The sequence below is a fragment of the Holdemania massiliensis genome, assembly GCF_022440805.1.
Taxonomy (GTDB): domain Bacteria; phylum Bacillota_I; class Bacilli_A; order Erysipelotrichales; family Erysipelotrichaceae; genus Holdemania; species Holdemania massiliensis_A.
This window is the reverse complement of the sequence record NZ_JAKNTK010000001.1, coordinates 1,815,419-1,838,778: the sequence shown is the minus strand read 5'-3', so window position 1 is coordinate 1,838,778 and position 23,360 is coordinate 1,815,419. Positions and strand designations below refer to the sequence as shown.

Here is a 23,360-nt window from a genome sequence, read left to right as displayed (position 1 = left end):
AAGTAGGCCCTTTATAATGAATAAAGACTGAATAAACATGCTTTTTACAGTAATTTCCAGATCTAGTTTATCAGTCAAAAAAAGTCTAATTTTTTTTACACAATTAGAAGAAGAAATGTCATCAACGACAGTATTAATGACATGAATGGTTAGTTTTTATTTTTCTGAATAACTTGAAAATAAAAAAAAGAGCTGCAACGCTTTTAGATATTTGCGTCACAGCTCCTTCATTAAATTATATCTAAACTTATTTTAGTACATAATGACTAAGTTTCCCATTGCCTACACTCTGCAGTTTGCCTTCTTCACATAACTGCCGCAGCAAACGAAAGGCTTTTGTTGACCCCGCTTTTAATAATTCTTCTACATCTTTTCTAGTTACTTGACCTTGTTTTAAGGCTATTTCTAAGATTCTGTTTTTTTGTTTTTCTAATATACCTTCGAATTCATCAGAAGATTCTAATCTCACAAGTTCACTGAACTCATTTCGGTTTGGTAAAGTCACTCGGAACACACCCTTCGCTGTTTCAAAAACAGGATGTCTTTCTTCGTTATGATAAGCGCGCTGGATTTGACTAATTCCCGTTCCATAACTTTCTATTAAACACATGCGATAGAACAAAGCAGCCAAATTTGGATTTCTTGATTGCGAAACACCTAAGAAAATCGATTTCATTTCCAGTCCAGGAACTAATCCACCCAGCGATACAAATTCAATCCGATCATCATAAATATTAACGATATTACTTCCGCTAAATGAGTAATCTCGATGAACAATACAATTTAATAGAGCTTCTCTTACGGCTTCTTGAGGATAATCACGTTTATCCAAACGATCTAGTCCAGAGAATGTAGCTTTGGTTTTATTCACCAAATCAATAAATTCGTAGACTTCCTCCAACTGCTTTAAAATTGATCCGAAAAACTCTTTTCGATCCCTGAATACAGCTTTATCCGTGCCTTGAAATAAAGTAATTTTTATTGTTACTTCACATTGATCAGAAACCAAGTAGGCTAAATTTGTATACAGTCCATCATCTCCAATTAGTTTTAAAGTTTTCATTTTAGATGAACTGAAATCAACTGATTTTTTCTCTAATTCTTTACTCAGTGTTAAAAAGGTAAGTTCTTGAGTCAAACTTCTTAAAGCTTCATAGGATTTTCCGCTACTTTGAACAATCATCTCCCGAATTCCTTCATCTGTCATCGGTTGTGAGGAACTTCCCTTCCGGATATAGACACCACTTGGTTTCAAGCCTTTCTCTTTTAGATAATAAGGACGATAGATCCCTATTGATACATCAACTACAATAATGAATTTTCCTTCTATTTTTTTCGTTTTCACAATCACAAAAGGCATGATATCCGGGACTATGGAATCTTTCAATGAATTCACAATTTGAAGCATCACAGAATCGGGATCCACCACATCTAAGATTCTTCTATCCTTGCGGATTCCGATAAGAATGGTTCCTCCTTCTGCATTCGCAAAAGCAATCACATCTTTTCTTATATCTGAAGTGTATTCCTGTTTAAACTCCAAATCTTGGTTTTCAAAGTCAAACATGTCACGGCCCCCTTTCTTTCTCTTTCTATCTTGTCAGGGAATGAAGGGAAGAGAAAGAACCATCTTCAACAAGTCCGCAAAAAAACTGCAGCACTTTGAATTCATGCTGCAGTCTGTTTCTCTGATTCTTAGAAATGTTTTACGCGATCTTCATACTTCGCATAGATCGCATCATTGTTGAAGCCATCGACGTTCTGGCTCTGGAATACCGGCAATTCACAGCCTTCAGCCGCCAGGATCTTCAGTGCTTCATTGACGATCGTATCCAGAACAAAGATGCTGGAGATTGTGCTGCCTGGACCGGTTGCAACGCCGCCGACATTCATCAAAGCATCGCCGTCAGGAACACAGTTGTCCAGAATGCAGTCAACGCATTCAAACAGACGCTTGCCGCTTGGATGACGGCTGGTTGTGTTCTGCGACTGGTGCAGATTGGTTAAAGCGATAGAATAGACGCCCTCTTTCTGGCAGCGCATAGCCATTTCAACTGGAACGGCGTTACGGCCGGAGTTGGAGATGATGATCATGATATCGTCTTTGTCAATTTTATACTGATCAAAGATGACATCTGCCAAGCCAGAAACCTTTTCCATTGCACCGCTGCGGCGGGCGCCGAAGTTAGTCAGCGCATCTGGATCCAGGATCGCGTTGACATTGCCCAGTCCGCCAGCACGGCAGAACAGTTCAATACCGATCATGTGGGAATGACCTGTGCCAAAGACATGGATGATGTGATTGTTCTTGATGTTGTCGGCAAACTTGACTGCCAATTCCTGGATTTTTTCCTTGTTAGCATCATCCACCGTGTGCAGCAGCTCATCGACCTTGTTCATGTATTCAAAATTGTACATTTTAGTACCTCCCTTTTCCTTAATTAAATACGGCCTGCGTATTTCTGTCTTAATTCTGCATTGTGTCTGCGGTTTTCTTCGGTTTCTTCACTCAGCAACAGCGGCAGTTCCACGCCCTTCTCACTTAACAGCCGGCAGGTTTCTGTCGTGATCGACTGAGCGATAAATGCACCGGTAATCGAAGAAATCGAGCAGATCTTTTCAATCTTGCCGGTTTCAATCAGAGCATCGCCCTGCGGACCGCAGTTATCAATGACCACATCGCCCATCTCATACAGCTTCTTGCCGCTTGGATGACGGCTGGCTTCTGCACTGGTATGCTGCCAGCTGGTCACAACGATGACCTTGTGGCCTTCCGCCTTCGCTTTGATCGCAAAATCAATGACGACACCGTTGATTCCGGAATTCGAGATGATGATGAAGCTGTCCTGCGGACGGATGTCATACAGGTCGTACAGTCGGTCTGCAATATCGGCACGGCGTTCAAAAATATTGTCCGGATCTTTAAACTCTTCCAGTGTAACCTTGCCATGCAGAACGAAATCACTGGTGACGATCGTATGGAATGGAACTAAAGATCCCGGACGGCCGGCCAGTTCCATGCCAAATCCAACAGAATGCCCGGAACCAAAGACATGTACGACACCACCCTGAGCAATCGTTTCCGCGCAGACCTCTGAAGCCTTGCGGATATTGTCCATCTCTTTGCCTTCCAGTACATCGACAACTTTCAGCATTTCCTCATAGAACAAATCCATTGTAATTTCTTTCATGAGCGCACCTCCTAGGAATTCCAGCGTCCCAGATAGACATCTGAGATTTCGCGGTTATGGACATCGGCACCCTTCACATTGGCGCTCAGCAATACCGGACAGTCATGGCCTAATCCGGTCAGATAGTGATAAGTTTCAGCACACAGCATCTGTGCAATAACGTTGCCGGTCACTGTGGAAACCTGATTGATCTTCTGACCATTTTCCAGAGAAACGACCATATCCGGACTTGGCGCGCAGTTATCCAAAATCAGATCTGCATAATCCGTCAGTTTCTTCCCGGATGGATGACGCGAAACCGAAGCCTCCGCTTCCGCCTTTGACGTTACCACGATCAGCTTGCGGCCCATTTCTTTGACTTTCTTTGCAAATTCAACGATAACACCGTTGTTGGCCGGATTAGAAATCAGAATGAACATATCGTGATCATCGATATTGTACATATCCCACAGTTTGTCCGCCAAATCAGTGCGGTCGTTAAAATCAGGCTGGTTCGCTTCTTCCGGAGAAACGACGCCGCGCAGCAATAAATCCTCCATTTTGATCTGGTGGAACGGCATCAACCCGCCGGCACGATACCCCAGTTCCATGGAAAACGCCAGTCCATGTCCTAACCCGAACAACTGAACAAGACCGTTTTCCAGCATGCAGTCGCCCATCATTTTGGCAGCCTGGTAAATCGGCTCTCTCTGAGTGTTTTTAACCTCTTCCAGAGCGTGTTTGGCAGCTGAGAAAAATTCTTTTGCTTCAGCCATACTGAAACCTCCCTTTCACGCAGAATCACTCCCGCGAATGACCCTTTACGCTGACTTTATGATAGCTATTTTCGGGGACAGTGTCAACCGCTTTCACGATGTTTTTGGATAATTTAATCAATTCGTCACATAATATATAGAATAAATAATTTGACGTTGGAACGGACAAAATAAAAGAAGAACCTATTTGTCGATTCTTCTATTCCATATGCCGTTTTATAATTAAAGAAATGATGGAAGCCGCCAGTTTCGGATCTTCATTGCAGACGATGAATTTATATTGATCCACCAGTTCCATCTCCCGGCTGGCCTTGCTTAAGCGCTGCTGCACGATTTCTTCCGGTTCAGTACCGCGGCCGCGGATCCGTTTTTCCAGCTCTTCCATGCTAGGCGGGATGATAAAGATCGTCAGGGCATCCGGACATTTCTCCATGACCTGCTGACAACCCTGCACTTCGATTTCCAGCAGCACATTTTTCCCCTCACTGCGCAGCTTTTCAACGTTTTTTAGCGGTGTTCCGTAATAGTTGCCGACAAATTCCGCATACTCCAGCAGCTCGCCGTCTTTGATCGCTTGTTCAAAGGCCGGACGGTCAACAAAGTTATAATTGACGCCTTCCACTTCCCCCGGCCGCATCCCGCGGGTCGTCATGGAAACCGAATACGCTAAATTTAATTCCGGATCCTCAACAAACTCCTTCAGAATCGTCCCCTTCCCGACTCCGCTTGGTCCGCTCAGCACGATCAGCAACCCCTTTTTCATGCTTCCTTCCTCCTTTTGCCTTAGTTTAATAATACAAAGCTTCACCACGATTGTCAACGAATTCCACGGCCTGTGCGGTTTGGGGTTTTATCAGAATCATGATATAATAGGAACACATTTGAGAAAGGTTGATCACAATGGCTTTAGACGGACTTCTGCTGCACGCGCTGTGCCGGCAGTTTCAGGAAATATTACCCTGCAAAATTAATAAAATCCACCAGATTTCCAATACGGAACTGTTGTTCCATCTGCGGACTCAGCGGGAGAAAAAGAATTTGCTGATCTCCTGCCATTCGCAATACAACCGCATCAATCTCACCGACCGCGCCTATCCGACACCGGAGGAGCCGTCGCATTTTGTCATGCTTCTGCGCAAGCATCTAGAAGGCGGTTTAATTCTTTCTATCGAACAGGGCGGCTTAGACCGTTGGTTAGTGATGGAGGTTTCCCTGCGCAATGAGATCGGCGATAAAGTGTTCCGCAAGCTATACGTCGAATTAATGGGCAAATATGCCAACGTCATCCTGGTTGATGAAAACAACCGCATTCTTGACGCCTTAAAACGGATTCCGCCCTTTGAAAACACCAAGCGCACGATTCAGCCGGGAGCTCAGTTCACCCTGCCTGAACAAGCGCCTAAACAAAATCCGTTTACCGCGCTGACCGTGGATTTCCAACAGCCGCTGCATCAGCAGTTTGACGGTTTTTCACCCCTGTTAGGCCGGGAAGTCGAGGCCCGGATGCACCGCGGTGAAACGTTTGCCGAGATCATGAAACAGCTTGAAAACAGCGATTCGCTTTTCATCACCAACACGCCGAAGGAAACTCAGTTTCATCTGATCCCTTTAACCCAGTTTGAACAGCCGGCGAAAGCCTATCCGCTGATGGAAGGCATGGATGTCCTTTATTATCATAAGGAAGAAAAAGACCGCATTCGTCAGATGACCGGTGATTTGTTTAAATTTGTACGCAAGCAGCTTAAGCATTACCGGCAGAAGCTGCCAAAGCTCAACGATGCGCTGCAGGAAGCACTGGACTGTGAGAAATGGCGGGAGTACGGGGATTTGTTATACGCCTATGGACAAAACATTGCCAAGGGTACCCCATCCGTCACCTTGAACACTTTCGATCAAAGCCAGCAGGTTAAAATTGATCTGGACGTGCGCTTTGACGGCCGCGGTAACGCCAAGAAATGCTTCCAGAAGTACAACAAAGGCAAAAAAGGCCAGGAGCACCTGTTGGAACAGATTGCCCTGTGCGAGCAGGAAATTGAGTATTTTGAAGGTCTGGAGCAGCAGCTGGAACTGGCCAACTTTGAGGATGCCCGCGAGATCCGTGAGGAACTCGCGGCGTTGGGCTACATGAAGCCGATTCAATCCAAAATCCGCCGCAACCGCAAAAAAGCCAAAGCTCTGCCGGCGATTACCACAATTCATCTGGCTGACGGCGTGACTTTATATTTCGGCAAGAACAACCTGCAGAATGAAGCGCTGACATTCAAGCTGGCGCGCAAGAATGATCTGTGGTTTCATGCCAAGGATTTCCACGGTTCGCATGTCGTCCTGGATTGTGAACAGCCAAGTGAGGAAACGCTGCGCTGCGCTGCCATGGTCGCGGCTTATTATTCCAAAGGCCGCTATTCCAGCAGTGTCCCGGTCAATTATTGCCCAATCCGCAATCTCAAACGGGTTCCCGGTGCCAAGCCTGGCTTTGTTTCACTGACCAGTTACAAAACCATCTATATTGATCCGGAAGAAGCAGTGATGGATTCCCTGCTGAAAGAAAATCAATGAAAACTACACGCTACTGTCTGACACTGCCATATCTGGAGGTCGTCAAAAAATTAAAATATGAACTGCGATGGGGCTGTATCCGCGCTCAGCTGTTAAGTCAGGTGGAAATCAGTCCCCAGGTTATCATGCTCCTTTTAAAAGTAACGGATCAGACCGAGAACACCGTGCTGATCATTGATCATCTGCATGCAGAAACAGAACTGCGAATCGTTGAGCCGGAGGATCAGGGCTGGGATCAGATCTTAGGCAAACTGTTTCTCACCTTTCGCCTGCCACCCAAGAAAGACAATCCCTAAAACAAAAACAGCTTCTCAATGCCTTTGGCATTTCTGTTAATGCGGATTTGCAATCACTGTCCCCCCCATCGACTCATCCTTATACGAAGAAAGGAATCTTCTATGAATGAACTTTTAGCCAGAAAATTTATTTATCAGAATGCCCGGCCATTGGATCTTGCCCGCTGGCAATTTTGTTTTGAAAACGGCAGCCGCGAAGCGGTATTCACCGCCTTGGCCGTCTATCAAAATGACGACGGCGGGTTTGGTCACGGTTTAGAACCAGATTGCTGGAATCCCAATTCTTCCCCAATCCAGACATGGGCGGCAACGGAAATAATCCGAGAAACAGGACTGGAAGATAAAGAACATCCTCTGGTTCAGGGAATTCTTCACTATTTAGCTTCAGGCAAAGACTTTGATGGGCATACCTGGGCCAATACCATCGCGACCAACAATGACGCGCCGCATGCTCCCTGGTGGCAGCATACTTCCAATCATGAAATTTCTTATAATCCAACTGCCAGTCTGATTACTTTCATTTTCAAATTTGCGGACTCGGAAAGTGAACTCTTTGCCCTGGCATTGAACCTGGCAAAGGAAGCCTATCGTTATTTTAAATCCCACTTTCCGTTGGAGTCCGTTGGAAATGTCGCCTGTTTTGTCAAGCTGTATGATTACTTAAAAGAAAGTACAGTGAATACTCAGATTGATTTGACAGAGTTTAAAGACCTGCTGCAGCGGCAGATCCAGCAGGTTCTGACTTATGATGTTGATACATGGCTCGTTGACTATGCCTGTAAACCCTCATTTTTTATCAGCTCGAAGTCAAGTGATTTCTACATCGAAAATCAGGAAATCTGTGAGCTTGAATGTAAGTTTATCGAAAGGACACAGGAATCTGATGGATCATGGGCAATTACGTGGTCCTGGTCTGATTATCCAGAGGCATGGAGTGTCAGTAAAAACTGGTGGAAATCCGACTGGATCATAAAATATCTTAAATTTGTTAAAACCTTTCGCTGACAGTGCTGATCCTTCCTGTACAAATTCCAAAAACCCCGGATCACTTCCTGATCACTAACATAAAAAGAAGACTTTCTCAGAACTGAAGTTCTGTTAAGTCTTCTTTTTGCTTATTCATGCTTTGAAAATTATTGAGCGGCCAGCTGTTTTGCAGCAACATAGGCCATAACGCAGCCCTGTGAGATACAGGCTCCGCCAGCCCAATAGCCAGCTACACCGGCAGAACAGGTTCCGACAGCGTATAAGCCAGCGATTGGCTTATTATCCTGATCCAAAACCTGAGCCTGTCCATCCGTAAGCAGACCGCCGCGGGTTCCACAGGTTCCTGGTACATACCGGCAGCAATAAAACGGCGCCTTTTCGATCTTGCCCAGGGTTGCCGTCAGCGTGGTAAACTGAGAGAAATCCACTCCCGGCAGGGCCATATACGAATTGGACTGCAATGTACGCAAAGCATTCTCACTTTCTCCGCGATGCCATTGCGGATCCGCTCCGGCATCCACATAACTGTTAAATGCTTCCACCTGTTTCAGCAAGCCGGTCGGATCAATTCCCATTCCTGCTGCCAGTGCTTCCAGGCTGTCATAACACTGGATGTAATCCGGCAGAGCCTCCGCCGTCGCACCGTCCGGCAGTTTAAATTGAGAAGTATAGTCCGCGTCACAGATAAAATAACCCGGAATGTTCTCATAGTTTAATGTCCCGGTATCATAAGCGCTGAATGCCCGGCTAAAAACATCGTATTCGCGGCTTTCATCGGCGAATCGTTCCCCTTTGGCATTCACGCAGATCGCATGTGGAAATTTCAGATAACAAGCCCAATCCGCCAATGCAGATGTTGCCATAATTCCATAGTTGCGGTCGTCCCCTGGATTCCAAACTGGGTTGTCGTAGATAAACGGAACACCCATAACCCGATCCATCAAAGCCAGCTGAGCTCCCAAACGGGCTCCCATCTTCTGTCCATCTCCGGTGTTATTGTGGCTGGAACAGGAACGATACAGCGGAAAGGAAAGATGATTTCGGCGCATGGCTTCATTGTAATCAAAACCTCCTGTTCCAAGAATTACACCTTTGGCCGCTTTGATCCGCAAGGTTTTCTCACCCTGTCGAGCGATCACTCCGATCACCCGACGGTTTTCATCGACGATCAGCTCCTCGGCTGCCGTCCCCATCATCAGCTGAATCTGATCGTGGGTATCAATGTATTCCCGATATTGTTTCCACTGAGCGCCTGCCATCAGCATTTGATTGTCCTGATCTAACGGAAAAGCAGAGCCGCGGCCAACCACAAGGCTTTCCGGATACCGGTCATAATAATCATTATGGGCTCCGGAGTGGATGAACCTGGACCAGCCTAACGCCTGTCTTGTCCAGTCACAGTATTCCTGAGCATGATCGACAAACGACTCCATTACACTTAAGCTCATGCGGTCCTCGCCTACAGCCTGCATATAGGCCAAGCACTTTTCCCGACTGTCCCCGTTATTCTCTTCTTTAAAATCATTCAGAAAACCGGGCAGTGCATAGCCGCCTCCGGAAGTCGTCGACGTGCCGCCGAAAATGTTCTCATCCTTTTCTAAAACCGTGATGGATGAAATTCCCATCTCACAGGCTGCAATCGCAGCGGTAATGACAGTTCCCGTTCCGACGACGATGATCTCGGTTTCTTGATCCCAGGTCAGCTCGCTGCCTTTTTCAGCAGGTGCAGTAGTAGAATTGCAGCCGGTGATCAGGGACAGACCGGATAATCCGATCACTCCGACAGCGGTGCCTTTAAGAAAATCTCTGCGTGAATATTCTTTCATTTCTTTCGCTCCTTTTGTTCTCATTTTATCAAGTTCAGCGAAAGCAAAACAGAAGCAAAAACAAGCAGCTTCCGTCATGGGAATTGATCAACTTATAAATTTTGTTTCAAATAGCTCGTCAGTTCCCGCGCCACCTCGTCATATTGTCTTTTACGCATCGTGGATGAGGAAGTGCGCAGAAAATAAGGAAAGGTAAATCCCTGGGTGAACGGAATCAGACGGATATCCCGCATTTGATTAAGCAGCGTATTTTGATCATGACAAGCCATGACACCTCGGTTTGCGGCCAACAGAGAATACAGATAAATCGGATCCTCTGTACAAATCTGATGTTGTTCTATTTCAAACGGCATCCATTTCTGACCCGTATATTCTAATTTACCATAACCCAGGGTGGTTGTCAGAATTGTCTGACTGTGAAAATCCTGGGCTGTGATCTGCATTTTTCCAGCCAGCGGATTATCCCGATGCACCGCCAACATCAGCGGATATTCCGCAACCTGCTCGCTGGTAAAGTTGAGATTGGCTTCGCTGGGCATTGTCGTCAGACAAAAATGCAGCTGTCCCTGCTCCAGCATTTCATTGCTTTGACGGCCGCTGAGAAATAAAATCTCCCCCTGTATTTCGGGATGAGCCTGAATCCATCTTTCCAAAAGAGTGACTTCCCGCTGATCTGCCCAGCTGACAATCCCAATTTTAATCGGGAGTCGATACTGACTGGAAAATTCCCGCAGTTCCTTTTCGATTTTCTCGAATTCTTCAAACTGATGAGCGATCCGGCCGTAAAAGAGCTGGCCTTCACTTGTCAGCTCGACGCCGTTCTTCCCTCTTTGCAGAAGACTGAATCCAAGCTCGCTCTCCAGCTGAGTCAAAGCTGAGCTGATCGTCTGCCGGGTGATGTAGAGTTCCTGGGAAGCCTTAATGATACTGCCGTAATGAACGGCACAGACAAAATATTTTAACTGCTGGATTTCCATTCTTCTGCCCTCTTTCCTGTTCGTTTTTTTACCATCAGATGGAAAATAAATTGCCAGATCTCAAATTTAGCCTAAGCGTATATATTCCATAAAAAACTTTACCTAAATTTCCAATGCAGGTCAAGCTCGAACTGAAAAAGCCTGACAAACACAAAAAATGAACCTTTTCTTGAACAGGATCGTTCCCAAGGTTCATTCATGCTTACTTCAGGCTTATAAAATTTCCAGCAGCTGACAGAGGTCATTAATCTGCCACGTTGGCTTTTCCTTTAGCGTCATTGACTGATGTTTCCGATTAATCCAGCATGTATCCAGCCCTGCTGCCTGACCGCCGGCAATATCCGAGCTCAGAGAGTCCCCGATCACTAAAATCCGGCGCGGATCTTTTTCCGCAATCGTCCGCAGCACCGGCTCAAAGAATTCAGCCTGCGGCTTCTGCACGCCCAGCTCATCCGAAATGAACAGATGCGTAAAATACTTTGCCATATCTGCCCCGGCTAAACGCTGCCGCTGCGTAGGTCCGTCACCGTTGGTAATCACGTCCATTTCTACTTTTCCCTGCAGTGCTTCCATGATTTCAAAGGCGCCCTCAATCAGATCATAGCCCTGCATCAAAAGCTTTCGATACGCCCGGGAAGCGGCTAATCCATCGGCGTTGACACCCAATTCATCAAAGGTCCGCTGAAACCGCGTGTCCTCAATGACCGGCTTGCCAATCAACCCTTGTTCATAATCCGACCACAGCTGATGATTGATCCGCCGGTAACAGGCAAGATGCTCCGCGGTTGCCCCGACACCGAAATCATCCAGAATCCGGCGCAGGGAACGATCCTCATTTTTTTCAAAATCATACAGCGTGCCGTCTAAATCCCACAATAACGTGCTGTACCGCATTATTTTAACCGACCCTCATTCGCTAATCGGCGCAGCTGCTTAACCTCAAACGGTTTCATCAGCCGGTATTCTCCGACATTTAGACCGCGCACCGTAATCGGCCCCAAAGAGCGGCGGTGCAGACGGCGAACCTCATAACCGAAAACCTCCAGCATCCGCTTGATCTGACGGTTGCGCCCCTCCTGAATCGTTAATTCAAACGATGTCTGTTCATGGGCAAAATCCTTATTCGTGACCCACAGCTTCGCCGGCAGTGTCTTGATCCCATCGTCCAGAACAACGCCCTGTTCCAGCTGCTTGATCTCCTCTGTTTTCAAAATCCCGTTGATCGTTACCTCATAAACCTTGGCGATATGATAACGGGGATGAATGATTTCATTGGCGAATTCACCGTCGTTGGTCATGATCAGCACGCCGGTCGTATCATAGTCCAGCCGGCCTACCGGAAACACCCGCTGCGGCACATCACTCATCAAATCGACAACCGTTCGCCGGGCATGCTCATCATTGAGCGTACACAGCACCTTTTTCGGCTTATTCATGACATAATACACTTTATCTTCGCGCGCAATCGCTTTGCCGTCAACTTCGATCAAAGCTCCCTTGCGTGGTTTTACACCTAATTCCGTTACAACCTGACCGTCGACCTTCACACGCCCCTGCAGAATCAATTCCTCTGCTTTGCGTCGGGAAGTCAGACCGCTGGCCGCAATAATTTTTTGCAGTCGATCCATAATTTATCTCCATCCTTTGCCTTCTTATTTTACCAGACAACCCTGGGAAAGAACAGAGAAATCGGCGTTAAACCAGGAATTGCAGCGTCAGCCAGATCCCCACGCCGATGCCGATGACATCCGCAAACAATCCAATCGGCAAAGCGTTTTTAATTTTCTTGACGCCTACGGATGAAAAGTAAAGCGTGATAACATACAGCGTCGTATCCGTCGATCCCTGAATCACACTCGCCATTTTTCCTGCCAAAGAATCCGGTCCCAACGTTTTTAAGATATCGACGAGAATCGCCAGCGAAGCGCTGCCGGAGATCGGACGGAAGAACGCCAAAGCAAAGATATCAGAAGGAATTGCCGGAAAGATCTTTCCTAACTGCTGAGCCATGACCGTAAACAATCCGCTTTCTCGTAACAAAGAAACGGCAAACATCATCGCTAATAGGCTCGGAAACAGCGTGACAAACAAAGACAGGCCCTCCTTCGCTCCGCCGACAAACGCGTCATAGGCGTTAAATTGGCGAAGCAGGGCAAACACAAAGATCAGCAGGATTAAAACAGGCAGAATATACAGGCTACTTTCCACGATAATTCACCCACCGATCCAGAGCCAGTCCTCCGATTGAGGCACAGCAGGTCGCCAGAATGGCTAGCGGCATAAAGTCAGTTGGATTCAGGGCCCCAAACTGCGCCCGCAGCGAAACGATCGTTGTTGATAAAATCGTCACTCCCGCTGTGTTCAGGACTAAAAAGGTCACCATCGCCCGGCTGGCTGTTTTCTTATCCGGATTGTGACGCTGCATGCATTCCATCGCTTTTAAGCCGCTCGGCGTCGCTGCTGAGCCTAACCCAAACACGTTGATCGTAATATTGGCGGCAATATACCCCAAAGCTTCCGGATCCTCGCGCAGATCCGGAAACAAAAACCGCAGCAGCGGTGAAAGCAGTTTCTGAAGCATGTTCAACAGCCCCACTTCGCGCGCGATATTGAGGATTCCGCTCCAGAAACAGGTAGCTGCCACTAACGGCAGCGCCAGCTCCAGGGTTTCCCTGCCGACGTTGACAATCACCTGATTGACAGAACTGACCGAACCGGTCATTAAGCCATAGGCCAGGGAAGCCATGATCAGTAAGATCCAGATCAGATTCATACGCACCACCTCCAGAAACAGAAACGGCGGGGCGGCTTGACTGCCGCAAGGGTCTTGACCACCGTATGTGAGGGATCCGTCCAGCATAGCGTCAGTTCATTTTTGGTTTTGTCCAGGGTCATCGTATATTGTCCCTGTCCCGCGTCTTCCTTTTTCACAACAACCTCAAACGGTTCACCCAGTTGGGCGTAATAGCCTTCCTGTTCGATTTTCCCCGCAGGCTGCAGCGTGATCAGTTCACACGTTTCCATCGCCCTGCGGTATTTCTGTTCGTGAAATGTCCAGCGATCGGGTACCGCTAAGGTCACGACGATATACTCCAGCTGCCCGTTCTGCGCCGCTGTGACCAACGTTTCTCCGGCTCTGTTGGTAAAACCGGTCTTGCCGCCGGTACAGAACTCAAAATTGTTCAGCAGTTTGTTGGAATTTTTCCAGCGGGATCCCCATTCACTCGTATAATACTGGGTCGCGACGATTTCACGAAACTGCGGAATCGTCATCGCATACTGCATTAACAATGCCATATCGTAGGCTGTCGAATAATTTCCTTCTTCTTCGACATCCATTCCATTCGGATTGTGAAATTCGGTGTCCTTCATGCCCAATTCCGCCGCTTTTTCATTCATCATTTTAACGAAGCGTTCGACCGATCCCCCGCCGACCCGATGCGCAATCGCCACCGCTGCGTCATTGCCGCTTTTGAGCATCATGCCGTAAAGCAAAGAACGCATCGAAACCTGCTGCCCCTTTGCAATCCAGATCATACTGCCGGTCACGTTCGTCACTTCATCGCCGATGATCCACTGATCGATGTAATCTCCATTTTCCAATGCGACCACCGCCGTCATGATTTTCGAGATCGAGGCGATCGAGCGAACTTCGTGTTCATTTTCAGCTTCCAGAACATTGCCGTCATTGCCGCTGATCACAATATAGGAACCCTCGGCAGCCACCGAGGTCCAGAACAAGCTCAGCGTCAGAAAAAATACCGCAATCTTTTTCATACAGCGCCTCCTGTTTGACAGTGTATGTTTTAACCCGGTGATCAAGAATCAGCACTTTTCTCCTTGATTAAAAAAACGGCTTACGGATTTCGGATCAGCGTTAGATCAAAGCGGCCGATAACCCGCTTAAAAGTTGAATTCAGCTTCCCAATCGAACGTTTCTGACGCTTCCAGACTCATCGGCCAATGAGCGCACCAAGCCGGTACCCGCGGCGTGTTCAGTCGGTCAAAGCTAGGCGTATACGGTTTGAGATCCAGAATCGGCGAGCAGTCATGGGCATCAATATAGGCGATTTCAATCAGTCCCTGCGCCGCATCCACATGCAGAATTTCAACGGTTGTCAAACCAATCGGATTGGGCCGGACCGGCGAACGGGTTGCGAAAATCCCCATTTGTTCAGGTCCGTTCTTATACGGCTGCGGAGTTTGGAGCACAGTTCTGTACGGATCACTGTCAAAATCACTGAACCACCATAATACCTGCAGATGACTGAAGCCTTCCAACCCAAGCAAAGCGGGAATGAAAGGTTTGTCTAAACAGAGAAAGGTGCCCTGAGCACCGCAGCGGATTGTGCCGATCGAATTAACTTGATAAGTTTTCATTTTTATTCCTTCCTTTCAGGATAGCTCTACGATAAACCCTGACAAGGTGTGAGAGTCAAGCAGAAAAAACAAACTCCCGATGAAAAATCACAGCGGGAGTTCTTCGTCTGTTTTTCTGATCGGAATCTGAATCTCCGTTAAATATTGCTGGGGATCCGTTTCATTCCACGGACCTCGATGAACAATTTGACGATCGGGTCCTTCGATATGATAATCATTATTTTCCAGCCATTGGGCTAAGCTTAAATAGGTTTCAGCAATCAGGGAAAAAGGACCGCAGACCCAAGCACAGGCCATTGCCGCTGTCCCTGCCACTTCGCGGAAGTGAAAATTCCCCTGATCGCTTCCAGCTCGTTTTACAGGCAGGCACAATTCAACATCCACGTTTTTCTCCTTGTAATTTTCATCATGATACAGCGAAAACGGCTGACCGGCGATTTCAATTTGTTCTGTCTTAATGAAGGCGGCAATTTCCTTCCACAGTTCGCCCTCACCATAATAATCAGTAAGCACCCGGCGCAGGGACAGCACAAGACAGGCTGGAATGGATTTGACCGCAACGTTGAGCAGCTCCGGACGGCCGCCTTTTTCAAGCTGTTCTTTCAATCTTTCCAAGCGTTTGAGCTTTGCCTGTTCGATGCGGATTCCCTGCTCTATTTCAGTTTGTTTTTCAGCGATCCTGGTCAACGGCAGAGAATCTGTCCGATCCATCCACACCGCAATTTCAGAAATTGTAAAACCGCAGTCCCGTAAGGCCAGTATTTGATTCAGCTGCGGAATCTGCGCAGACGTATACATCCGATATCCATTCGTCGGATCAATGGCCGCCGGTTTTAACAGTCCCGTTTCATCATAATAGCGAAGCATGCGGATAGAAATTTGCGTCAGTTTGGAAAATTCGCCTATTTTCAGCATTTCCTATTCCCTCTTTTCAGAATTTATTTTTTTCAGCGTTTTTTCTGCACGCTCATTTTTTTCGCAGCGTCCGCAGCGGGTACAGCCATTGCATGTCAGCTGACCGCCGCAATGTTGACAATGCAGACCAAAATAAGGCTGATAAAGACGCTCCGGCGGAATTGGCCCATATTCATCTTCCAGTTTGAAAACCTGCGGCTTTCCCGGGAAACTGACGCCTGATTTCCACGCCATTTCACTTTGCAGCCTTTTGGACGGCAAAGAATACATTCGTCCGTCCTTGAACAACCGCGAACCCGTTTCAATAAAATTAAACGCCACTTCCGCCTCACGGCATTGGGCGGCAAGCGCTTTAACCCAATCAAAGTCGCAAGGTCGGGCACCTTCATAGTTTTCCCCGCCGCAGATCACCTGTTCAATCTGACCGCAGCTCAGCCACGGCGATAAATCAACCGGTCCGATAAACGGCGCGCACATGACGCCTTTATGCCGAAACGGCAGCTTGATTAACCACGGCAGCCGCTGATCGGCACGTTTCTGGTTCTCAGCCGTCACATTGAAAAAAACATTTTCCCACCCGTCTCCCCAATCCTTCGGCAGACAAGCTTCGACGCGTTCCGGCCGCTTTGTCAGCAGATAAAAAATCACATCGGAACGCTTCTTCATGATCTTCCAGGCTTCTTCACGCCAGGGATCCGCTTCTGCCAGAAAAAAATCGGAATTCATGCATACGCGCACCCGTTCGCCGCTTTGAATCTTGAAATGACCGCGGCGATCCTTTTTCAGCGGCATGTCGAAACCATTTTGAACCCGGCGAATCTGCGACCCATCCTGGCCGCGCTGACGATCCAAATAAAACATATAACAATGCTCGCAGCCTTCGCTGATTTTAACACAGCCATGCCATGGATTCCAGATATCATGCATCGTTATCTCCCCTTTGTTCCTGTTTGTTTTCTTCATTGTAGCGGAAAGTTGAATTATTTTCAAGCTTTAATCCTGTAAAGAAAAAAGAATCCTGACCTGAAATCAGAATTCCGCTTATCCCAAGAATCAGTCCCCGCTGGTATCCAAGCCAGCCTCAGACTGTCCTGTTATTCGGCTTCAAACGCTGCTCAGCTCTCGATCAGCTGACGGCGCGTCCAGCGGTCACCGCGAAAGCGCAGCGCAAAAAAGGCTGAACGGACAAACCAATCGCAGATCATGGCCAGCCAGACGCCCACAACGCCCAGTCCCAGACCTAAGCCGAAAACATAGCTTAACCCAATCCGGCAGATCCACATCGAAGCGATCGAAACGCTCATCGTGAAACGAGCATCATTGGCTGCCCGCAAAGCATTGGGCAGCGTAAAGGAAACCGGCCAGATGACCATGACAAAGAAACCATGGATAAACAACAGTTTAAAAGCAATATCCAGCGTTTCCGGCGACAAATGGTACAGCTTTAACAGAACATTGGCCCCGAGCAGAATACAGATATTTAATGCAATCGAAGCCATATAGGCCCATTTCATCAGTTTTTTGGTATAATAACGGGCTTCCTCGATCTTCCCCGCTCCAACGCACTGACCGACAACGGTCACCAGACCTAAGCCGATGGCGGCTGCCGGAATGACTTCCATCGAAGCGAAGTTATTGGCGACCGCATTGGCCGCAATCGAGGCTGTTCCAAAAACGGCAACTAAGCTCTGCACAAGAATCTTGCCAATCTGAAACATCCCGTTTTCCAGTCCGTTAGGCACGCCGATCTGCAGGATGCGTTTGATCATCGGCCAGTCAAAACCGAGATGGAAATACGAATCCAGCCGGATCTGATCCTGACGATGCCGAAGCATGACCACAATCAGTACAGCACATACGATCCGTGAGATTAAGGTTGGAATCGCCGCACCTTCCACGCCCATGCCAAAGCCATAAATCAACAGGGCATTGCCGGCGATATTCAGCGAGTTCATAATCAAGGAAGTCACCATCGAAATCCGCGAATTGCCCATCGCCCGATACAGCGCCGCGCAGGAATTATACAAGGCGATAAACGGATAGGACATCGACGTGATAAACAAATAGGTCTGGGCGCTGGAGAGCACCTCCGGTTCCACCTTGCCGAAGATCAAAGAAATCAGCGGCTGACCAAAAAGCAGAAAGGCCACCATAATCACTGCCGAAATCACCGTGGTGCATAAGATTAACTGCTTGGCTGAAAAGCATGCCTGCTCCTCCTGTTGACGGCCAAGATACTGCGCTGCAACTACGGCTCCGCCGGTCGCCAGCGCCGCAAAAATATTGATGATCAGAATACTGATTGAATCGACCAGCGAAACACCGGATACGGCAGCTTCTGAAACACTGCTGACCATCATGATGTCCGCCATGCCGACCAATACCGCCAGGATTTGTTCAATCACTAACGGAATGATCAGTTGTTTTAATTTTTGATTGGTAAACATTGCCTTCCCCCATTCTCTGAACTCGTCTGATTATACGCTTTCTTTGCGGGAAGTTCAATTTTGTTTTTCTGTTAATAAGCAACGAATGAGAAGAAGAAAAGCTGACGGTGGTCAGCTTTCTGTTTAGCCTTGTCTTTGATTTTGTTTTCGGATTCGATTCAGCAGTCCGCCGGCTTTAAGAATCTCAATTTCACGGGCTGTACAATGATGATCGACGTTGAAGGCAAAGCCCTGGGTCGCATCCGTAATCGTTAATGGCTGATCTTCCGCCAGTGCTTTACAGTTGACTTCCAGCCTGTCCATCGCTTCAATTCGTTCATAATCTTTCGGATCTTCAAAAACCAGCGGCAGAATACCGGCATTGATCAAATTCTGCCGGTGAATCCGGGCATAGCTTTTGGCGATGACCGCCTGAATTTTCAAATACATCGGCGCTAACGCGGCATGTTCGCGCGAACTGCCCTGGCCGTAATTCTCCCCGGCAAGGATCCAGCCTCCGCCATACTTCAGACACCGGTCATGAAATTCAGGATCGATCTGACTGTAACAGAACTCACTGATCTTCTCAATGTTGCTTCGATACGGCAGAATTTTGGCCCCAGCCGGCATGATGTGGTCGGTTGTAATGTTGTCGCCGACTTTGATCATCACCGGTTTTTTGATGCTTTCGGCCAACGGCTCCTTCGCCGGATACGGCTTGATATTGGGACCGCGCAAAATTTCCCGCTGCGGATCACAGCTCGGTTTTAAAAGCATTGAATCATCAATCAGATACGCCTCAGGCATCTCAGGCTTGACATAATCGATCATTTCAGCGCTGCAGACAACCCCGGCGATGGCACTGGCGGCGGCCGTTGCCGGCGAAACCAGATAAATCCCCGCGCTCATCGTGCCGCTGCGGCCATAGAAGTTTCGATTGAAAGTGCGCAGCGATACACCCTCCGTCTTAGGACTTTGCCCCATCCCGATGCACGGCCCGCATGTTGCTTCCAACAGACGCGCACCTGCGGCGATCAGATCATCCAAGGCTCCGCAGCGGCTGAGCATCCGCAGCACTTGTTTGGAGCCGAAGGAGATCACCAACGAAACATCCGGATGCACGGTCTTACCTTTGAGTATCCGCGCCACCTCCAACAAATCGGTCAAGGAGGAATTCGTACAGGAGCCGATGGCAACCTGGTTGACCTTCAATCCCGCAAGCTCTTCAACCGGCTTCACCAAATCTGGGGAATGCGGACAGGCTACCAAGGGTTTCAGCGCGGCACAGTCAATTTCAAGGATTTCGTCATATACCGCATCCGGATCCGCCTTCAGTTCGATGAAGTCTTCACCGCGTCCCTGTTTGATTAAAAATTCATGGGTATTTTCGTCGCTGGGAAACAGTGAAGTCGTCGCCCCCAGCTCAGCTCCCATGTTGCAGATAGTACTTCGCTCCGGAACGCTTAAATCAAGAATACCGTCTCCCGTGTATTCAAAGATTTTGCCGACGCCGCCCTTCACGCTCAATAGCGACAGCACTTTTAATATAATATCCTTGGCCCCAACCCCATGCGGCAATCGGTTTTTCAGCCGGATATTGACGATTTTCGGCATCGTTAAGGCAAACGGCATCCCGGCCATGGCACAGGCAACATCCAGTCCGCCCGCTCCGATCGCAATCATCCCCATCGCCCCGGCCGTCGGCGTATGAGAATCCGATCCCAACAACGTTTTGCCTGGTTTATCAAAACGTTCCAGATGCACCTGATGACAGATGCCATTGCCCGGCCGCGAGAAAATAATGCCGTACCGGTCGGCCACCGTGCGCAGGTACTCATGATCATCCGCATTTTCAAAACCATTTTGCAGCGTATTGTGATCGACGTAGCTGAGGGAACACTCGGTCTTCACCTGTTCACAGCCCATCGCCTCAAACTGTAAGTAAGCCATTGTTCCTGTCGCATCCTGTGTCAGTGTCTGATCGATTTTGATTTCAATCGGCATTCCAGCTTTTAGTTCGCCGCTGACGCGGTGTGCCGCCAGAATTTTTTCTGCCAAAGTTTTCATCCAACCCCTTCTTTCATAGACTTTATTATATCAGCTTGGCTACACTTTTGAAAGTCTTTACACAAAAAGTAAAATGTTTTCTTTTTGGTGTCATTTCTTTCATTTTTGTAGTAAACTAGAACCATTGAGGTGAAAACATGAACAGTGAGCTGCAGAAAATCTTCCAGGATTCAATCCCGGAAAACAAAATCGACAACGAATTATATACTAAATATGATGTCAAAAAAGGCCTGCGCAATGAAGATGGCACCGGCGTTTTGATCGGCCTGACCCGGATTGCGGATGTCGTCGGCTACAAACTGGTCAACGGCAAAAAAGTGGACGATCAGGGTGAGCTGTATTATCGGGGAATTCCAATCACTCAGCTGTGCCGCAGCTTGGATCAAAACGAGATTTGCGGCTACGAGGAAACCTGCTTTTTGATTTTATTCGGCCATCTGCCAACTCAGCAGGAACTTTCCTTATTCACCAGTCAGCTGCGCAGCCGCTATACGCTGCCGGAAGGCTTTCTGGCGACCAATATTCTGCGTTATCCCAGCATGAATATTATGAATCAGATCCAGAAAGCGTTGTTGATGCTGTATGGCGAAGATCCCCAGGCCGATGACATCTCGGTGCTCAACACCTTGGATCAGGGACTTTCCATCCTGGCAAAAATGCCGGCCATTCTTTGTTATTCGATGGCAGCCAAGGCGCATTTCTTTGAAAATAAGAGTTTAATCGTTCATCCGGTTCGCTCGGAGTACTCCATCGCTGAAAATATCTTATCCTTGCTGCGACCCGATCAGCAGTTCACTCACCAGGAAGCCAAGATTTTGGATTTGATGATGGTGCTGCATGCAGATCATGGTTCCGGCAACAACTCTACGTTTGCCAACATCGTTGTCGCTTCCACCGGAACGGACATTTACTCAGCAATGGCGGCCTCAGTAGGATCGCTGAAAGGTCCGCGCCATGGCGGCGCCAATATTTCTGCCAGAAGGATGATGGATGCGATCCTTGCTGAAATCGGCTTAGAGGCCAGTAATGAGCAGCTGACCGCCCTTTTGGAAAAAATCATGGACAAACAATTCTTTGACGGCAAAGGTCTGATCTATGGAATGGGCCATGCGGTCTACACGCTTTCTGATCCGCGCAGTGAAATCTTAAAGAAACAGATTGAAATTCTGGCTGAAGAGAAAAACTGTAAAGAACGGTTTGTATTTTATCAAAGAACAGAGAAACTGGCGAAACAGGTTATCTATCGGCGCAAAGGTATTCATGTCAGCAGCAACATCGATTTCTACAGCGGCTTAGTCTACTCGATGCTCGATATCCCAGAAGATTGCTACTCTCCGCTGTTTGCGGCCAGCCGCATGGTTGGATGGCTCGCTCACAATATCGAAAACAAGCTGTACTGCGATCGGATTGTTCGTCCAGCCGGCAAATATGTCGGTACCTTAGCCGATTATATCCCCATCGACCAACGGAAAAGCCGCTGAATTCCAGCGGTTTTTTTGACAACTTTCTGACTTTGTCAACAATCACAGACAGTTTCGCTTGACTTTCTCTTCCGGCTCTTTATAATTTATAAATAGTTTACAATTAAACCAACTGAAGGAGCTGAATCTATGAATATTCTAATCGTCACGATGATTGCCGGACTTGGTGCTGGGATTGCTACCGGCTTGGCAGGACTATCGGCAGCGGCAGTCATCACCCCGATGCTTGTCACCTTATTGGGCTTTAACGCTTATGAAGCGGTCGGCATTTCACTGGCCTCCGACGTCTTGGCCTCAGCCGTCTCTGCGTATACTTACTACAAACATAAGAATCTGGACATCCGCAACGGTCTCATCATGATGATCTCCACTGTGCTGTTCACCATGGTGGGCAGCTGGTTGGGATCTCTGATCCCGCAGACAACCTTAGGCAGCTTCTCGGTGTGGATGACCATGCTTCTGGGTGTCCGCTTCATCATTAAGCCTGTCATGAGCGCCAGCTCCAAGAATCAAACCCGAACCGCAAAACAAAAAGCGGTTTTGTCGTTAATCTGCGGTATCTTTATCGGTTTGATCTGCGGCTTTATCGGAGCCGGCGGCGGCATGATGATGCTGTTGGTGCTGGTCAGCGTCTTGGGCTATGATTTAAAAACAGCAGTCGGCACCAGCGTATTCATCATGACCTTTACGGCACTCACCGGAGCCCTCAGCCACTTTGCAATCAGCGGTGTCATCCAATGGTTCCCACTGATCAGCAGCGTTTTCTTTACTTATTTAGGGGCCATGATCGCTGCCCGTTTTGCCAACAAGGCTGAACCCAAGAAGCTGAATCAGGTAACCGGCATCGTGCTGTTTGTTCTTGGAATCTTTATGTTAGCTGTCAAATATCTTGGCTAGTTCCTATTTAAGCCCTGATTCTTATGAATCAAGGCTTTTTCTTTTTCCTATTCCTTTAGCTTACTTTTAACAATTCTCCGCGATTGTTCTCTCCATCAAAATCACGGCATCGTATTGTTGTCCCCGTTTCTCTTCCTTAATTAAGAACTGATTTTTCTGCCAGAATTGTACTGCCGCCTGATTCCCTTGGATGACGCCTAACTGTATTTTTTGAAACCTCAATATCTTGAAGTAATCGCAGCATTCCGTGATAATCGCAGAACCCATTCCCTGTCCCTGCATCGTTCTTTCAAGCATAAAGAAACCAATAAAGGCCGTCTTTTCCTCGGGATAGCCGCTTATCCAGTCCATCAACGCTACTAAGCCTTGATGATGATAAAATCCAATATAATGCTTTTCTTCCTGCGTCTTATTGGGTGGCAAAGCTTGCATATCGGCCTTAATACTCGTTTCGTCAACAAGCGGTGGACAAAGCTCATAATAACTGCGATTACCTTGGCATAACCGCAGGATCTCCGGTATGTTCTCTTCCGATAACCGCTTTACCTCATAATGAGTTGACATCTGTTGAATTTCCATCATTGATTCTCCCTTCTTCTTGCATTT

23 protein-coding genes are annotated in these 23,360 nt (G+C 47.7%); 5 read left to right on the top strand and 18 right to left on the bottom strand.

Annotation, left to right across the window (positions count from 1 at the left end):
* Positions 1-247 precede the first annotated feature (247 nt).
* The 5 genes from MCG46_RS08345 to gmk form a co-directional block, all read right to left on the bottom strand.
* On the bottom strand, positions 248-1,567 hold the full coding sequence (locus MCG46_RS08345; RefSeq protein WP_240279283.1) for an RNA-binding domain-containing protein: 1,320 nt from the start codon (positions 1,565-1,567) through the stop codon (positions 248-250).
* Positions 1,568-1,695: 128 nt separating this feature from the next.
* A complete protein-coding gene (locus tag MCG46_RS08340) occupies positions 1,696-2,418 on the bottom strand; it encodes a sugar isomerase domain-containing protein (RefSeq protein ID WP_020223308.1) in 723 nt (240 codons plus the stop codon).
* A 23-nt stretch (positions 2,419-2,441) separates the two neighbouring features.
* Positions 2,442-3,191: a sugar isomerase domain-containing protein gene (locus MCG46_RS08335; protein ID WP_154238025.1), complete on the bottom strand. Its 750-nt coding sequence runs from the start codon at positions 3,189-3,191 to the stop codon at positions 2,442-2,444.
* An 11-nt stretch (positions 3,192-3,202) separates the two neighbouring features.
* Complete coding sequence (locus MCG46_RS08330) at positions 3,203-3,946, bottom strand: sugar isomerase domain-containing protein (protein WP_240279282.1); 744 nt, start codon at positions 3,944-3,946, stop codon at positions 3,203-3,205.
* A 199-nt stretch (positions 3,947-4,145) separates the two neighbouring features.
* Positions 4,146-4,709 (bottom strand): guanylate kinase, encoded by a 564-nt coding sequence (gene gmk / locus MCG46_RS08325; RefSeq protein WP_154238027.1) that lies wholly within the window; start codon positions 4,707-4,709, stop codon positions 4,146-4,148.
* Positions 4,710-4,846: 137 nt separating this feature from the next.
* Between gmk and MCG46_RS08320 the strand changes: the two genes are divergently transcribed.
* The 3 genes from MCG46_RS08320 to MCG46_RS08310 all read left to right on the top strand — a co-directional run bounded on the left by MCG46_RS08320 (position 4,847) and on the right by MCG46_RS08310 (position 7,803).
* Positions 4,847-6,502 (top strand): Rqc2 family fibronectin-binding protein, encoded by a 1,656-nt coding sequence (locus tag MCG46_RS08320; RefSeq protein ID WP_240279281.1) that lies wholly within the window; start codon positions 4,847-4,849, stop codon positions 6,500-6,502.
* Positions 6,499-6,798 (top strand): hypothetical protein, encoded by a 300-nt coding sequence (locus tag MCG46_RS08315; protein WP_240279280.1) that lies wholly within the window; start codon positions 6,499-6,501, stop codon positions 6,796-6,798. Before MCG46_RS08320 ends, MCG46_RS08315 begins: the two co-directional genes overlap by 4 nt.
* A 102-nt stretch (positions 6,799-6,900) precedes the next feature.
* On the top strand, positions 6,901-7,803 hold the full coding sequence (locus tag MCG46_RS08310; protein ID WP_240279279.1) for a hypothetical protein: 903 nt from the start codon (positions 6,901-6,903) through the stop codon (positions 7,801-7,803).
* A 128-nt stretch (positions 7,804-7,931) separates the two neighbouring features.
* On the opposite strand, the gene MCG46_RS08305 is transcribed toward MCG46_RS08310, so the two are convergent.
* The 12 genes from MCG46_RS08305 to MCG46_RS08250 form a co-directional block, all read right to left on the bottom strand.
* The gene (locus MCG46_RS08305; protein ID WP_240279278.1) at positions 7,932-9,611 is read right to left on the bottom strand and encodes an FAD-dependent oxidoreductase; all 1,680 of its coding nucleotides are present in this window, start codon (positions 9,609-9,611) and stop codon (positions 7,932-7,934) included.
* 92 nt (positions 9,612-9,703) lie between these two features.
* Positions 9,704-10,588, bottom strand: a complete 885-nt coding sequence (locus MCG46_RS08300) for a LysR family transcriptional regulator (RefSeq protein ID WP_240279277.1) — start codon at positions 10,586-10,588, stop codon at positions 9,704-9,706.
* Between the two features lie 213 nt (positions 10,589-10,801).
* A complete protein-coding gene (locus MCG46_RS08295; protein WP_240279276.1) occupies positions 10,802-11,482 on the bottom strand; it encodes a YjjG family noncanonical pyrimidine nucleotidase in 681 nt (226 codons plus the stop codon).
* Positions 11,482-12,216, bottom strand: coding sequence for a pseudouridine synthase (locus MCG46_RS08290; RefSeq protein ID WP_020223298.1), 735 nt, complete (start codon positions 12,214-12,216; stop codon positions 11,482-11,484). Before MCG46_RS08290 ends, MCG46_RS08295 begins: the two co-directional genes overlap by 1 nt.
* Before the next feature lie 67 nt (positions 12,217-12,283).
* Entirely contained in the window at positions 12,284-12,796 is a 513-nt protein-coding gene (locus MCG46_RS08285; protein WP_020223297.1) for a spore maturation protein, read from the bottom strand.
* On the bottom strand, positions 12,786-13,361 hold the full coding sequence (locus tag MCG46_RS08280) for a nucleoside recognition domain-containing protein (protein ID WP_154238034.1): 576 nt from the start codon (positions 13,359-13,361) through the stop codon (positions 12,786-12,788). Before MCG46_RS08280 ends, MCG46_RS08285 begins: the two co-directional genes overlap by 11 nt.
* Entirely contained in the window at positions 13,358-14,365 is a 1,008-nt protein-coding gene (locus MCG46_RS08275) for a D-alanyl-D-alanine carboxypeptidase family protein (protein WP_240279274.1), read from the bottom strand. The genes MCG46_RS08280 and MCG46_RS08275 overlap by 4 nt, the downstream gene beginning before the upstream one ends.
* Before the next feature lie 126 nt (positions 14,366-14,491).
* Complete coding sequence (locus MCG46_RS08270) at positions 14,492-14,968, bottom strand: SAM-dependent methyltransferase (RefSeq protein WP_240279272.1); 477 nt, start codon at positions 14,966-14,968, stop codon at positions 14,492-14,494.
* Positions 14,969-15,055: 87 nt separating this feature from the next.
* On the bottom strand, positions 15,056-15,883 hold the full coding sequence (locus MCG46_RS08265; protein WP_240279270.1) for a MerR family transcriptional regulator: 828 nt from the start codon (positions 15,881-15,883) through the stop codon (positions 15,056-15,058).
* 3 nt (positions 15,884-15,886) lie between these two features.
* The gene (locus MCG46_RS08260) at positions 15,887-16,810 is read right to left on the bottom strand and encodes a DUF5131 family protein (protein ID WP_240279268.1); all 924 of its coding nucleotides are present in this window, start codon (positions 16,808-16,810) and stop codon (positions 15,887-15,889) included.
* A 188-nt stretch (positions 16,811-16,998) separates the two neighbouring features.
* The gene (locus MCG46_RS08255) at positions 16,999-18,330 is read right to left on the bottom strand and encodes an MATE family efflux transporter (protein ID WP_240279266.1); all 1,332 of its coding nucleotides are present in this window, start codon (positions 18,328-18,330) and stop codon (positions 16,999-17,001) included.
* A gap of 123 nt (positions 18,331-18,453) precedes the next feature.
* Positions 18,454-20,376: an aconitate hydratase gene (locus tag MCG46_RS08250; protein WP_240279264.1), complete on the bottom strand. Its 1,923-nt coding sequence runs from the start codon at positions 20,374-20,376 to the stop codon at positions 18,454-18,456.
* A 137-nt stretch (positions 20,377-20,513) separates the two neighbouring features.
* On the opposite strand from MCG46_RS08250, the gene MCG46_RS08245 reads away from it, so the two are divergent.
* Together MCG46_RS08245 and MCG46_RS08240 are read left to right on the top strand one after the other, a co-directional pair.
* Positions 20,514-21,857 carry a citrate synthase gene (locus MCG46_RS08245; RefSeq protein ID WP_240279262.1) on the top strand — a complete coding sequence of 448 codons (1,344 nt, stop codon included), beginning with the start codon at positions 20,514-20,516 and terminating at the stop codon, positions 21,855-21,857.
* Between the two features lie 129 nt (positions 21,858-21,986).
* Positions 21,987-22,754 (top strand): sulfite exporter TauE/SafE family protein, encoded by a 768-nt coding sequence (locus MCG46_RS08240; RefSeq protein ID WP_240279261.1) that lies wholly within the window; start codon positions 21,987-21,989, stop codon positions 22,752-22,754.
* A gap of 66 nt (positions 22,755-22,820) precedes the next feature.
* Here MCG46_RS08240 and MCG46_RS08235 read toward each other — a convergent pair whose 3' ends face one another.
* Positions 22,821-23,336, bottom strand: coding sequence for a GNAT family N-acetyltransferase (locus MCG46_RS08235; protein ID WP_240279253.1), 516 nt, complete (start codon positions 23,334-23,336; stop codon positions 22,821-22,823).
* Between the last annotated feature and the right edge of the window lie 24 nt (positions 23,337-23,360).